Raw genomic sequence first — 12,953 nt, 5'->3', positions numbered from 1 at the left:
GCCTCCCCTGGCTTCCTTTTAAATAAAAATAGACGAGGTGCGAATATGAACGGATATGTATATTTAGTTGGTGCAGGACCAGGTGATGAAGGGCTTATTACAAAAAAAGCGATAGAGTGCTTAAATCGTGCAGATATCGTCTTATATGACCGCTTATTAAACCCTTCCTTTCTTAATTATACAAAAGAAACATGTGAACTTATTTATTGCGGAAAAATGCCAAAGAATCATACTATGCGTCAAGAAATGATTAACTCACACCTCCTTCAATTTGCGAAAGAAGGAAAAATCGTAGTCCGCTTAAAAGGCGGAGATCCATCTATTTTTGGCCGTGTTGGTGAAGAAGCAGAAACTTTAGCATCAGCAAATATTCCATATGAAATTGTACCAGGTATTACATCTAGCATCGCCGCTAGTATCTATGCAGGTATTCCCCTCACCCACCGTGACTACAGTAATAGTGTCACTTTATTAACTGGACATGCAAAAGGTCCTTTAAGCGATCATGGAAAATATAATTCATCTTACAATAGCGACACGATTGCCTACTACATGGGTATAAAAAACTTACCTACAATTTGTGAAAACTTACTACAAGCAGGAAAAAAAGAAGATACGCCAGTAGCAGTCATTGAATGGGGTACAACTGGTAAACAGCGCGTTGTCACAGGGACACTGTCTACCATTGTTTCTATTGTCAAAAACGAAAATATTTCTAATCCTTCTATGACAATTGTTGGTGATGTCGTTTCCTTACGTAATCAAATCTCTTGGAAAGAACGCAAGCCATTGCACAGCAAGAAAGTTTTATTTGCATCTGCAACAAATAAAAAAAGCGCAATAAAGCAAATGTTACAAGAGTCCGGTGCAGAAATATATCAAATTCCAACTTTCAAAAAGAAAGAATACACATTAACCTCTGAACAAATCAATAAGATTTTTAACGTTGATCGTCTTGTATTTTGTTCCGCTGACAGTGTAGACATCTTAATGCAATCATGCAGTAAATATCATAAAGATATTCGTTCCTTACAGGCAGAACTTCACTATATGAACCTTTCTATTCAAGAAAAGCTCATGCAATATGGATTGTTCAGTAAACCTGCGCAATTTTCTTCGAATTCAACGATTTATTTAGGACGAAACATTAACCGAATTGCTGTTATTCAAGAAAAAATTGGTGCTGGTTCCTATATGATGACTCATGAGTACACAATTGATCATCGCTTCGATGAAATTCATTCACGTATTCTTTCTGAATTCTCATGGGATAGCATTGTATTTGAAGGTCGTGCTTCTATTGATACGTTTCTAGCAGAAATAAAACGCCTTGGCTTTATCAATATTCTTACTCTCCCATTCTCGTATACCGACGTTCCAACTTTACACTATGCAAATAAAGTTGGGTTTCATAACGTAGATCATCAATTACAAGAAACTCTTATGAAGAAAGACATGGTGAGACAATGAAAGGAATTGTATATGTTGGACATGGGAGCCGGCTACAAGAAGGTAATGAACAATTCATTCAATTTATTCAATCTGTTATGAAAGAGCGAAACGAAAGAATTCAAAAAATAGCTTTTCTAGAACTAACGACACCTACTATTTCGGATGCAGTTACAGAAACGATAATAGAGGGAGTAACTGAAATAATGATTGTACCTGTTTTATTATTTGCAGCAGCTCACTATAAACGTGATATTCCTTTTGAAATAGAGCAACTACAAAAGAAATATCCACAAATAACATTTTCAGTTGTACCTCCTTTTAGTACACATCCACATATGGTGGAACTTGTAGTGAAAAGAATACGTGAAGCTATGTCAATGCAAAATAGTAGTATTTTACTCGTAGGACGAGGCAGTAGTGATCCACAACCGATACATGAATTACAACAAATCAGAGCAGCTGTCGAACGAAAACTTGGTATGCCAGTATCCTGTTCCTTTTTAACGAAAGGAACTCCCTCTTTTGCTGCTGAGCTCAAGGCTATAACATCGACTGCGTCCCATGTATATGTCATGCCGTACCTTCTCTTTACCGGATTATTACTTCAAAAAATTAAATTGCATACAAAAAAATATGATCACGTTACGACTTGTAACTGTCTTCAGTTTGATACATACATGAAGTTAACATTATTAGAACGAATGGAGGAATGCATATATGTATAACATGTACCCTCTTATGTTTAATCTACAAAATAAAGTGGTCGTTATCATTGGTGGAGGTAAAATTGCATATCGAAAAGCGTCTGGATTAAAAAATACAGGTGCTTTCGTCACTGTTGTCAGCCCAGAAATTTGCGAGGAAATGAAGGAACTTTCTTATATTACTTGGAAGCAAAAAACTTTTAGTAATGATGATATTAAAGATGCTCATCTTATTTATGCAGCTACAAATCAACATGCTGTAAATATGATGGTCAAACAGGCCGCTCATGATTTCCAGTGGGTTAACGTTGTAAGTGGTAGTACAGCATCATCTTTTCACACACCTGGTGTCATTCGAAATGATGAATATGTTGTCACTATTTCAACTTCAGGTAAGGACCCATCGTTTACGAAGCGCATGAAGCAAGAATTAACATCTATACTTCCTAAACTTATAAAAAAACTTTCTCATACTCGCAAATTGTAATCTATCACTCAGCTAAAATAGTAATTAACTTTGAACAAACGTTTTTAGAGGCGTTTGTTCTTTTTGCTTTAGTTTCGTTTTTTAGGCTCAGACAAGCAATTGGATAAGAATCTGTGAAGAAAAATAACGGCAACAATTACGGACATAAAAAACAGTTGCTTGAGAGCAACTGCTTCAATACAGGTTTTATATTGGATATTCATTCAACCAAATTAGCGCATATTCATACTCATCAAAAAATCTCACAGATTCTTTCGTATTAGATTGTTGTAAATAATCCATTATCTCCCCCTCTTCAAGGAGAAATGCAATTGCCTTACTGTGATTCAAAATGGTTTCATTGAAAAACTTCTCTTTCCATACTTTTTGAACAGAAAAATGATTTGGCGTGTATCCTTTTCTATCCACCAACAATTTGTATTTCCGCCCTTCGGAAATGAATTGCTGACAAACCTGCTCGAAACCATTAAACCATTCATACACATCATCTGTTTTTATATTACCAACTAGATGGGTAACAATTATATCTCCCGAAACCGTTGTGCTAATATTCTGTTTACTCAACTTAGAATCATCCCCCTTATTTACAATAATACGGAAAAACTACATGGAATCAATAAAGATAAAATTCTTACTTGACGCTCCCCCATCACTATCAACCTAAGCTCATGTAACGTCAATTATAAGCGAGATTGTGTCTTTTTTCGCAAATCTATATGTAGATGCTTTAAAGATTTACATACGAAATAACCCCTAATGAGTTTCCTTTTTTTGAATTAAGCCACTTGATTATCAGACATAGTACAATTGTAAACGGCACTCAATATATTTAAGACTGTTTTCTTCTCATATCGATGGGATTTCCGTCCATCATTTACCACCTCAAATCTATTCGTTTTTTGCACGTACATTCAAAACAAAATATATGACAAATAAATAACGACAGTTACTGTAATAATGCTGAAAAGTGTTGAAAATAAAACGATTTGTGCATGTAATTCAGGTTCTATTTGATACTCCATAGCAATGGTTGATGTATTTCTTGAAGTAGGAAAAGAACTTGCAATAAATAATGATTGTGCAACAATACCATCCATGTTTAGTAGATATATCATAGCAAGTGCTAATAATGGTCCCATCAGTAACCTTCCAATTAAAGCCCATGTTATGACTCGATGGAAAAAATTAAGCTTAATGTTGGATAATTGTGCCCCTAGCAATATGAGTGCTATTGCAACAAAACCATTCGCAAGCTGATTAAGAGGAATAAAGATAGAATTAGGTATTTGAATTGTAAAAGATTGAAAGAAAACCCCTAATACGAGTGCATGAAATACAGGCAGTCTTAGAAATGATTGAATAATACCTCCGATTGTTTTTGTTGCTGATAGTAAGTTATATATCCCATATGAATAAGTTAAAAGATTCTGGAAAATAACAATAAAAATTTGAATGGAAACCCCCACTGGATTGTGACTGAAAATCAATTGACTTACTGGTAACCCATAATTACCGGAATTCATTAACGAAATGCTATTTTTTAGAGCTGCACTTTCTCCTTTTTCTAACTTTAATATTTTTGAAATGAAATGACTTACTATGATCAGACTCAGACTATAAAGCATTAAATAGTATATTATCTGGAGCAACAAACCTGTTTCTATACGAATATCATATATATTCACAAATACAGCCGCTGGCATCAAGCAATAAGTAATAAGTGTAGATAGCTGCTTTAAGTTAAATTGAAACTTTCTTTGTAAGATTGCACCAATTAGCATCAATATTAATATTGGTAATATCACGTCTAATATAATAAAAACAAACATGTAAAACCTCATTCCAAATATATTATAGTTGGATTAAACTCTTTACTAAATATGGACCACATTTTATTCATCGGAAAACACCCTCAGTTCTTAATAATCAGAAAACTGAAATCAATAATATGAAAATGCTCATCAAAAATTCTTATTTCATTTCCCTCCCCTCTCTTTTCTTTAACATATCAAATATAACTCATAAAGAAAATTATGGATTGTTTATACAAATTCATAATTTTATCTTATCAACCTAAACGGTATTTTTTATTTTAAGTATTCTTTTTCACAATATCCATTAGCCTTACCAAAAAATCTGGCCCTAGAAAAATCTGATACTGCAGTTACTATGCGAAGAATACTTACATCAATTCCATACTTGTCGCTTAAAACACCTAACATACTTGATACTTGTTTATCTTGAGTGGACTTATATTTTTTCATCTAAACATCCCGATTCAATTAAATATTTGCATTCTAAAAATGAGTTCGATCTTTAGAATAGATTTAAGATTTCCTTCACTAATCTACCCTTTAATTGAATAACTTTTGACTTCTATATTTTAAAATAAAATTCCATAAACCTTCTGTTTTTCATTTTAAAAACACACTCTTTTAGAAAACGAGCGTTTGTTGAGATAGCAATAAAAACATGTTGAAGCCTATTACAAAAAGAACCATCCCAAAATACTTTGGGACAGTTCTTTTTCCTTATTAATGATTCTTTAACATCACTAACAATTTCTCTTGGCTATACATCCATACTGTAATGATTAAACAAGCAAGTGCGACTTCTGATAACGCCATAAATCCAATTGCATAATGACCTGTTAATTGGAATAGTAACGTTAAAATTAGCGGTGGGAAGAATCCTCCTAGTCCACCTAAAGCTGATACGAGACCATTTACAATACCAGCTTGTTCTGAGAAATACATTGGAACGAGTTTAAAGATTGTACCATTACCTATACCTGCACAAAATGCGACTAGTAGGCAACCAAATGTATACACGTTCATGCTAGGCATAAATGATAAAATAATACCTGAAAGTGTTAAACCGATAAATACAAAGATTAATATTTTAAATGGATTAAACTTATCACCGAGCCAACCACCAATTGGGCGCATAATTGTTGCGAGTACGATGAATCCAGCTGTCCGCATACCTGCATCTACTTTCTCTAATCCGAAGTGAGATACTAAAAAGTTTGGTAAGTATACGGTAAATGCGACAAATGATCCGAATGTTAAAAAGTAAAAGATACATAAAAACCAAAGTTTTTCATTTTTATATACACCTTTTATTTGTTCCATTAATGGTGTATTCACCTTTTTCTCTTTACGATCGCCTAATAAAAAATTCATAAGTGCAAATGCTGCAAGTAAAACCAAATAACATTGTACTGTCGCTCTCCAGCCAACTGAAGTTGCGATAACAGGCGCTAAAAATGAAGTAATGGCTGTTCCGGCATTACCTACACCGTAAATACCATTTACAAAACCGTGACTCTCTTTCGGAAAGTATTTTGGTAAAGAAGTTACCCCTACAGAGAATACAGCACCACCGATTCCGACAAATAATCCACCAATAATTAAATCCATCATAGAATTGGCAACACTAATATAAAAGACAGGAAATAATAATAAAATAAAACTAATAAAGAATAATTTTCTTGCTCCGAAACGATTTGTCCAATAACCAATTGGAATGCGAAGAACAGAACCTAAAATAACCGGTACTGCTGTTACTATAGAAATTTGTCCCGCAGTTAATGGAATATCCGCTTTAATATAAGGCATTAATGATGATAAAATGACCCATACCATAAAACCGATAACTAGATTAGAAGTTTGTAAACTTAATTGAAAATTAGGACTTTTCATCCTGTTCCCTCCTATGTATGCATAGTTATATTCATTCTCTCCAGCCTAATCACGTCCTAACATGATTAGGCTGAAAAGAATCAACCACCACTTACTGGCGGAATCATTGCTACGACATCGCCAACTTGAATGATGTCATCCTCATTTGCATACTCTTCATTTATCGCGACCATAATTTCGTTTGAAATTGCTACATTATATTCCTTAATCAGAACTTCCTTCAGCTTCGCAACTGTAATATTTTCACAATCTATGTGTAATGCCGGCTTACTTACTTCTTCTTGTAAATGTGCAAATAATAGTACTTCAATCATATACTCCTCTCCTTTCCAGGCTCACCATTTGCATATGTTACCTTCTCTAACTGATCACCTATCCATGACTCACCATCTTCCCAAAACTCTTTCTTCCAAATTGGAACAATTTGTTTAATACGCTCCATAATATATTCGTTCGCCTCATATGCAGCTTTCCGGTGTGGTGTAGAAACAGCGACAACAACAGCAAGATCAGAAATTTGTAATGTACCAATGCGATGTGTAATAGCAACATATGTCCCTGGCCACTTCTCTCCTACTTCAGTGCCAATTCTCTCAAGCTGGTTCTCCGCCATTGTCTTATAAGCTACATACTCTAAACAAAGTGTACGTCGACCTTTCGTAAATTCTCTAACAGTACCAATAAAAGTAGTAACCGCACCACACTCACGACGAATTACTTTGTTTGTAACTTCTTCAATTGAAATAGGTGTATCAATTACTTCATAATACGTATGTGTCATCTTGCACCTCTGATCCTTATATAAGTTAGCAATCTCTTTCTCTATTACTTGTATGATCGAAGCGGCTCTTCCCACGGCCACTCACTTCCGACGTTCGATTCTAATAACAGTACCGAAACGGTTATTCCTGTTTCAAATCCTCTCGTTCCTCCCGGCAGAACGATAAATGCATTCGCTTCTGCAAGTGAAGAAATTGCGCTAGATTTATCTAAACCGACTGGTGTAACTTGCAATTGCCCATCTACAATTTCTACTCTCCCTCTTACAAAACGAGTAAACGGATTTGCTTTCGAAATGTCTTTCTGTAAAATTGCCTCTGCACGATATATGTGCGGATCTTTCCTATGCAAGTATGTTCCAATGACAGGTCGAACATACAATTCACATCCGACATAACAAGCAGAAGGATTACCAGATAGACCAAATAATAGTTTTCCCTCTAACTCAGCTACAGTTGTCACACTTCCTGGTCGCATCGCTATTTTGTTAAAAAGTACATTAGCTTGTAATCTCTCATAAATAGCCGGTAAATAATCATAGTCTCCTACTGAAACGCCACCAGTTGTAATTAATATATCAACTTCTTTTATCGCTTTTTTTACAGTGTTATAACACGTCTCAAAATCGTCAACGAATTGTCCATAATACCGTACAACTCCGCCCGCTCGTTCAATTTGCGCAGCTATCATATAAGAGTTACTATTTCGAATCTTCCCTGGCTTTAATTGTTCATGTACTTCGAGCAGTTCACTTCCTGTCGTTACAATTCCAATGACTGGCTGTTTTACAACATATACCGTACTATAACCAAACGTAGCAAGAAGTGCTGCAACTCCAGGATTAATAACAGTCCCTTTTTTCACCAGAATGCTATTTTGTTTTACATCTTCTCCTTTAAAAGAAATGTTATCCCCAGCAACAAAGGAGCGTTTCAATTTCATATAAGTCTTTTCGTTTTCTTCAAATCCTTCCGTTAGCTCTAACATAACTACTGTATTACACCCCGCAGGAATTGCCGCACCTGTCATAATACGGACAGCTTGAAATGCTTTCACATCTTCTGTAAAAACAAAACCTGCTCCAATTTCACCAATCACTTCAAACAGAATGGGATTACTGCTACTTGCTTCTTTTGTGTCTTCTGCTCGAATCGCAAATCCGTCGTATGGAGAACGATTGAAATGCGGGACATCATGATCTGCAATAACATCTTCTCCAAGTGTTCTACCGTAGCTTTCTATAAAAGAAACCTTTTCTATTTCACCTTGGTAAGCATATTCCATTACACGTGCAACTGCTTCTGCCACTGGAATTGGTATACGTTTTTCTAACATTCTTTTTCACCTCGTTTTAATAAGGGACAACTCTCTTTCTGTTCATCCTATATATTTTGCGTATAAACGTTTTGCTATTTTCACATCATTTGTTCCATGAATAAATGCCCTACCGTCTGTAAATAAAACGAAACGATATTCATCAATTAGAAATGATAGTAAGTAAGGCGTTTTTTGGACAAGTACACTTTTTTGTAATCGTTTTTGAACTTCCTCTAAATGAAGAACACGTTTTACCCCTGAACGGATTTGAACCGTATTCCGTCCGCATAGCACTTCCATTTTCATCTGTGCTTCAAATGTTAAACTTGGGTACGTGCGTGTATTTCCACAAGATGGACATGTATTTTTCTTCTGTCTATTTACTTTTAATGAGAGATATTGATTGTTCCAAATATCAAATGATAACATTGTTCCTCTTAGCGCCTCGAAATCATCCACCAATATTTTCATCGCCTCTGTTACTTGATGAGCAACGACCATTTGTACAGCTGGTTGAATGATTCCTGCTGTATCGCATGTTGCACTGCCCATAGGATGATCCATTAAGCAGCGAAAACATGGTGTTTTCCCTGGAAGAATTGTATACGTTACACCGTAACTTCCAATACATCCACCGTATATCCAAGGTATATTTTCTTTTTGTGAAATGTCATTTATAAGTAGGCGCGTATCAAAATTGTCAGTCGCATCTAATATGAGATCCACTTCTTTTGTTAACTCTTTTATTTCTTGCAGTGTGACATCCGATACTACTGGTACAATTTCCACTTCAGAATTAATCTTTCTTAAATGCTCTGCCGCTGCAATTGCTTTCGGTTTGCACTGCTGTGCATCTTCTTCTGTATATAACTGTTGCCGTTGTAAATTACTCCATTCGACGTAGTCACGGTCAGCAATTGTCAATTTCCCAATTCCCATTCTAACAAGAGCTTCTGCATTTGCAGCTCCTAGTGCACCCGCACCGATTAGGAGCACATGCTTTTCTCTTATTTTTCTTTGTCCCATTTCACCAATTCTAGAAAACAATACTTGTCTTGCATAACGCTCTTGCATAAGAACTCCGCCTTTCACTATCCACCAATGTAAGACATTTCAACTTTTGGACGTTTACTTGTACTTTCAACTGTTCTTTCATCTGAATATCGATCTGTTCTATATCGCCATGTATGTTGTAAAATTTTTAATAATGAGGCGTCAGAAATATTTTCTCGAAGAAGCGTTCGCAAATCCGTTCCTTTTGTTCCAAATAAACATGTAAAAAACTTACCGTCTGCCGAAATACGGGCTCTCGTACAAGAAGAACAAAATGACTCAGAAACAGAAGTAATAAATCCAACTTCTGCATCGCTCCCTACATATCGATACATTTTCGCAACCTCTCCAAAGTAACGAGGTTTAACAGGCTCAATCGGATATACACGATTAATCTTCTCTATTAATTGTTCCTTCGTAATAACTTGTTCAAAGTTCCAGCCGTTTGTACTGCCCACATCCATAAACTCTATAAAACGGAGCTGAATTTCTTTTTCTTTAAAGTAACGAGCCATATGAAGAGTTTGACTATCATTCATTCCTTTTTTTACGACCATATTTACCTTTACTTCTAACCCTGCGTTCTTCGCTTCTTCAATTCCTTTTAATACAGGTTTTGTGCTTACATTTCGTCCATTAATTTTTTTGAAGACATAATCCTCTATCGCATCTAAACTAATATTTACACGTTTTAATCCCGCTTCTTTTAACGCCTTTGCTTGTTTTGCTAAATGAATACCGTTTGTTGTGAGTCCAATATCTTTTAAGCCTTCTAGCTTTGCAAGTCTTGCAATTAACGTCGGTAAGTCTTTACGCAATAAAGGTTCACCGCCAGTAAGCCTAATTTTATTGACTCCCATACTTATAAATAATCTCGCTAATCTTTCTATTTCATCGAACGTTAATAAAAGCTCTTCCTTTAAAAAAGCGTAATCAGGTCCGAACACTTCAGCAGGCATACAGTATGTACACCTAAAATTACAACGATCAATAACTGAAATACGTAAATCTTGAAGTGGCCGTTCTAAAGAATCTTTCATGTTCTCATGCATCTATATCCCTTCTTTTCTGCTGCAATCCTTAGTAAGCTTTCAATTTTTTTATTTGCCTTCATTATAAAAAAGAAGCTACATATTCAATGTGACTTTTCTCACATTACTTTCCCCATTCAAAAATTCTTCACAAATCCGTTCGAATTTTGTTCACATCTTTAATCTCATCCACTTTGTCTATTGAATTTTTCAAACTAAAAACTGAAGATTTCTTCCCCTTACGGTCATTGAAATTTCAATTTATTTTTAAAATAGCTCTTGCATTTTCATCATACTTACACTCAAAATAGGAAATGTATTGCTTATAAGAAGAAAGGTGATCACTGTGGCAAACAGTATGACATTATCTCAAGATTTAAAAGAATTACTTGCATCTGTTGAATATAAAATGCAAATTAAAAAAGGTAGTTTTATTTTTCAAGAAGGTATGGAGGCAACAGAGCTCTATATCATCCACTCAGGAAAAGTACAAATTAGTAAATTAAGTGCTGACGGACAAGAATTGACACTTCGAATTTGTTCGGAATATGACATTATTGGAGAACTAACATTATTCACGGACAATGCGAAATACTTATTAAATTCAAAATGCCTTGAAGATGTTGAAGTAGGAGTTATAAAGCGTGAAGCGTTAGAAAAAGCATTACTCCAAAAACCAGCACTTGTATTTGAATTTATGAAATGGATTAGTGAACATTTAAGAAGAATGCAAACGAAGTTCCGAGATTTAGTATTACACGGCAAAAAAGGTGCCCTGTACTCTACTCTTATACGAATGACAAATAGTTACGGTGTATTAAAAGAAAATGGGATTCTCATCGATTTACCATTAACAAATCAAGAACTTGCTAATTTCTGTGCAACTTCACGTGAAAGTGTAAATCGAATGTTAAATGAATTAAAAAAGCAAGGTACAATTTCGATTCATAAAGGAAAGATTACAATCCACGATTTACAATTTTTAAAATGTGAAATTGCTTGTGAAGATTGCTCTGCTTCTGTTTGTAGCATTGATTAGCATCTTATTTAGATGCTAATCTTTTTTCAATTTAAACTACTTATTAACGGCTATTCCCTATATAAACAAAAACGAGGCCTTCCATATTAGACCTCGTTTCGTTTTAGCTGCTAACTCCTATCTGTTTACAGCAGTATTATTTTTTCAACTCATTAGGAATACGTCTTCTGTAAATTACATAACTACGGCTTACATATTTAATTGGGGCACTAAATACATGTACTAGTCTTGTAAATGGCCACACTGCGAATAAACCCATCCCTGCAAGAATATGAATTTTAAACCATACTGGTACTTCCGTCATATATTCAACTTTCGGTTGGAAAATAAAGAGACCTCGGAACCAAGGGCCAATTGTTGTACGATAATCAAATCCTTTTGAATCGATATTTAAAAATGTTGAAGAAAGTCCTGCTAACATTACGATAAGTAATAAAATAAGCGCAATATAATCTCCCTTTGTACTCGTTGCAATGATACGTTTTACAGTTACGCGGCGGTACGTTAATATAATTAAACCGATGATAGAAGCAACACCTGCCGGAAGCCCGAAACTAATTGCCATTATGTGATACGTATGCTCAGAAATACCTATCGAACGGTATACAGCTTCTGGAATTAATATCCCCATAACATGACCGCCAATTACGAACATAATCCCAAAGTGGAATAATAGACTTCCGATTCGGAGCATTTTCTTTTCTAATAGTTCACTAGATTTTGATGTCCATCCAAATTGATCATAGTTGTATCTAAAAATATGTCCACCGATAAAGATTGCAAAAATGATATAGGGAAACAATACCCATAGAAATTGATTCATCATTTTAACAACTCTCCTTTCTAATTTGTCTGTACATCCCATGCTTCGATAGCGAGTAGAACAGCCGCAAGAATTGGTTCATACATACTACCTGCTTCTTTTAACTGAACGTGTAATGCTTGTATATTCTCCTTGTATTTATTCATAATTGGTTCACTGTCTTGCTCATTTGCATTTGCAAAAAACTCAAGAAAAAGTGGTAAATAATCAGGTAGTTCTTTATCCGTTACTTCAAAACCAGATTTTTTATAATGCTGCTTTAACTCTAATAATTCAATACCTCTTTCTCTTTGTTCACCAGTGTTCATATAAGTAAGATACATATTTGTTTTCTTACCAAAATCGAATGTATATACGTAACTATCAATGAGTTGATCATTCGTTTTATGTAGCGCTTGCTTTATAAAGGCTGTAAGTGATGCTTTAACTTCTTCCTTTTCTATCGTTTCAATCTCTTCTTGCAATTCAGTTACAGCTTCTCTCCACCCTAGTTCAGGATAGGAGAGAAGAAAAGAAGAACAAGAAAAAGCAGTTTGTAAACTTTGTTTCATCATTTTCTGCCC

The 12,953-nt window shown here is 34.9% G+C and carries 15 protein-coding genes; 4 read left to right on the top strand and 11 right to left on the bottom strand.

From position 1 onward, the window contains the following. Positions 1-45 precede the first annotated feature (45 nt). From H6481_RS08860 to H6481_RS08850, 3 genes are read left to right on the top strand one after another with little or no spacing between them, the layout of a single operon-like run. Positions 46-1,470 (top strand): uroporphyrin-III C-methyltransferase, encoded by a 1,425-nt coding sequence (locus tag H6481_RS08860; protein WP_023521786.1) that lies wholly within the window; start codon positions 46-48, stop codon positions 1,468-1,470. Then, a complete protein-coding gene (locus H6481_RS08855) occupies positions 1,467-2,177 on the top strand; it encodes a sirohydrochlorin chelatase (RefSeq protein ID WP_000676477.1) in 711 nt (236 codons plus the stop codon). Before H6481_RS08860 ends, H6481_RS08855 begins: the two co-directional genes overlap by 4 nt. Beyond that, complete coding sequence (locus H6481_RS08850; protein ID WP_000282601.1) at positions 2,170-2,643, top strand: precorrin-2 dehydrogenase; 474 nt, start codon at positions 2,170-2,172, stop codon at positions 2,641-2,643. Before H6481_RS08855 ends, H6481_RS08850 begins: the two co-directional genes overlap by 8 nt. A gap of 186 nt (positions 2,644-2,829) precedes the next feature. Here the strand turns inward: H6481_RS08850 and H6481_RS08845 are convergent, their stop codons facing one another. The 9 genes from H6481_RS08845 to moaA all read right to left on the bottom strand — a co-directional run bounded on the left by H6481_RS08845 (position 2,830) and on the right by moaA (position 10,549). Continuing rightward, positions 2,830-3,237, bottom strand: coding sequence for an STAS/SEC14 domain-containing protein (locus H6481_RS08845; RefSeq protein WP_232357456.1), 408 nt, complete (start codon positions 3,235-3,237; stop codon positions 2,830-2,832). 317 nt (positions 3,238-3,554) lie between these two features. Continuing rightward, complete coding sequence (locus H6481_RS08840; protein WP_000497496.1) at positions 3,555-4,472, bottom strand: AEC family transporter; 918 nt, start codon at positions 4,470-4,472, stop codon at positions 3,555-3,557. 258 nt (positions 4,473-4,730) lie between these two features. After that, the gene (locus H6481_RS08835) at positions 4,731-4,907 is read right to left on the bottom strand and encodes a hypothetical protein (protein ID WP_182811478.1); all 177 of its coding nucleotides are present in this window, start codon (positions 4,905-4,907) and stop codon (positions 4,731-4,733) included. A gap of 270 nt (positions 4,908-5,177) precedes the next feature. Then, on the bottom strand, positions 5,178-6,347 hold the full coding sequence (narK, locus tag H6481_RS08830; protein WP_000841859.1) for a nitrate transporter NarK: 1,170 nt from the start codon (positions 6,345-6,347) through the stop codon (positions 5,178-5,180). A gap of 80 nt (positions 6,348-6,427) precedes the next feature. Then, positions 6,428-6,661, bottom strand: a complete 234-nt coding sequence (moaD, locus tag H6481_RS08825; protein WP_000573676.1) for a molybdopterin converting factor subunit 1 — start codon at positions 6,659-6,661, stop codon at positions 6,428-6,430. Further along, positions 6,658-7,128, bottom strand: a complete 471-nt coding sequence (locus tag H6481_RS08820) for a molybdenum cofactor biosynthesis protein MoaE (protein WP_000149965.1) — start codon at positions 7,126-7,128, stop codon at positions 6,658-6,660. The genes moaD and H6481_RS08820 overlap by 4 nt, the downstream gene beginning before the upstream one ends. A 44-nt stretch (positions 7,129-7,172) precedes the next feature. Next, complete coding sequence (glp, locus tag H6481_RS08815) at positions 7,173-8,462, bottom strand: gephyrin-like molybdotransferase Glp (RefSeq protein WP_182811476.1); 1,290 nt, start codon at positions 8,460-8,462, stop codon at positions 7,173-7,175. Between the two features lie 42 nt (positions 8,463-8,504). Then, the gene (locus tag H6481_RS08810; RefSeq protein ID WP_001158064.1) at positions 8,505-9,518 is read right to left on the bottom strand and encodes a molybdopterin-synthase adenylyltransferase MoeB; all 1,014 of its coding nucleotides are present in this window, start codon (positions 9,516-9,518) and stop codon (positions 8,505-8,507) included. Between the two features lie 17 nt (positions 9,519-9,535). Further along, positions 9,536-10,549, bottom strand: coding sequence for a GTP 3',8-cyclase MoaA (gene moaA, locus H6481_RS08805; protein WP_182811473.1), 1,014 nt, complete (start codon positions 10,547-10,549; stop codon positions 9,536-9,538). Between the two features lie 325 nt (positions 10,550-10,874). Between moaA and H6481_RS08800 the strand changes: the two genes are divergently transcribed. Continuing rightward, complete coding sequence (locus tag H6481_RS08800) at positions 10,875-11,567, top strand: Crp/Fnr family transcriptional regulator (protein WP_000013866.1); 693 nt, start codon at positions 10,875-10,877, stop codon at positions 11,565-11,567. Positions 11,568-11,703: 136 nt separating this feature from the next. On the opposite strand, the gene narI is transcribed toward H6481_RS08800, so the two are convergent. After that, complete coding sequence (gene narI / locus H6481_RS08795; protein ID WP_182811470.1) at positions 11,704-12,393, bottom strand: respiratory nitrate reductase subunit gamma; 690 nt, start codon at positions 12,391-12,393, stop codon at positions 11,704-11,706. A 17-nt stretch (positions 12,394-12,410) separates the two neighbouring features. Next, positions 12,411-12,941 carry a nitrate reductase molybdenum cofactor assembly chaperone gene (gene narJ, locus H6481_RS08790; RefSeq protein ID WP_063220184.1) on the bottom strand — a complete coding sequence of 177 codons (531 nt, stop codon included), beginning with the start codon at positions 12,939-12,941 and terminating at the stop codon, positions 12,411-12,413. Positions 12,942-12,953: the final 12 nt, after the last annotated feature.

Source organism: Bacillus sp. ME78 (assembly GCF_903970865.1).
GTDB lineage: Bacteria > Bacillota > Bacilli > Bacillales > Bacillaceae_G > Bacillus_A > Bacillus_A cereus.
The sequence above is the reverse complement of the archived record's forward strand: the minus strand, read 5'-3'. Positions and strand labels throughout refer to the sequence as shown.